The organism is Stenotrophomonas sp. TWI1151, from assembly GCF_039673135.1.
GTDB lineage: Bacteria > Pseudomonadota > Gammaproteobacteria > Xanthomonadales > Xanthomonadaceae > Stenotrophomonas.
The window spans coordinates 1-1,048 of sequence record NZ_JBDJLA010000033.1; the positions used below are offsets into that span (position 1 = coordinate 1).

General features: G+C 62.8%; 1 protein-coding gene. It reads left to right on the plus strand.

Annotation, left to right across the window (positions count from 1 at the left end; genetic code table 11):
• On the plus strand, positions 1-1,047 hold a 1,047-nt coding region (tuf, locus tag ABE422_RS18720), incomplete at its 5' end, for an elongation factor Tu (RefSeq protein WP_346464659.1).
• Between the last annotated feature and the right edge of the window lies 1 nt (position 1,048).

Here is a 1,048-nt window from a genome sequence, read left to right on the forward strand (position 1 = left end):
TCGATCGACGCCGCGCCGGAAGAAAAGGCACGTGGCATCACGATCTCGACCGCACACGTCGAATACGAATCCACCGAACGTCATTACGCCCACGTCGATTGCCCGGGCCATGCTGACTACGTCAAGAACATGATCACCGGTGCTGCCCAGATGGACGGCGCGATCCTGGTCTGTTCGGCTGCTGACGGCCCGATGCCGCAGACCCGCGAGCACATCCTGCTCTCGCGTCAGGTCGGCGTGCCGTACATCGTCGTCTTCCTGAACAAGGCAGACATGGTCGATGACGCCGAGCTGCTGGAACTGGTTGAAATGGAAGTCCGCGAGCTGCTGAGCAAGTACGACTTCCCGGGCGATGACACCCCGATCATCTCGGGTTCGGCCCGCCTGGCGCTGGAAGGCGACCAGAGCGAGATCGGCGTGCCGGCCGTGATCAAGCTGGTCGAAGCTCTCGACAGCTGGATCCCGACCCCGGAACGCGACATCGACAAGCCCTTCCTGATGCCGGTCGAAGACGTGTTCTCGATCTCGGGCCGCGGCACCGTCGTGACCGGTCGTATCGAGCGCGGCGTGATCAAGGTCGGCGAAGAAATCGAAATCGTCGGTATCCGTCCGGTCCAGAAGACCACCGTCACCGGCGTGGAAATGTTCCGCAAGCTGCTCGACCAGGGTCAGGCAGGCGACAACGCCGGTCTGCTGCTGCGCGGCACCAAGCGTGACGACGTCGAGCGTGGCCAGGTCCTGGCCAAGCCGGGTTCGATCAAGCCGCACACCACCTTCGACGCCGAAGTGTACGTGCTGTCCAAGGACGAAGGTGGCCGTCACACCCCGTTCTTCAAGGGCTACCGTCCGCAGTTCTACTTCCGTACCACCGACATCACCGGCGCTTGCGAACTGCCGGAAGGTGTGGAAATGGTGATGCCGGGCGACAACGTGAAGATGGTTGTCACCCTGATCAACCCGGTCGCCATGGATGAAGGCCTGCGCTTCGCGATTCGCGAAGGCGGCCGTACCGTCGGCGCCGGCGTGGTCTCCAAGATCATCGCGTAAT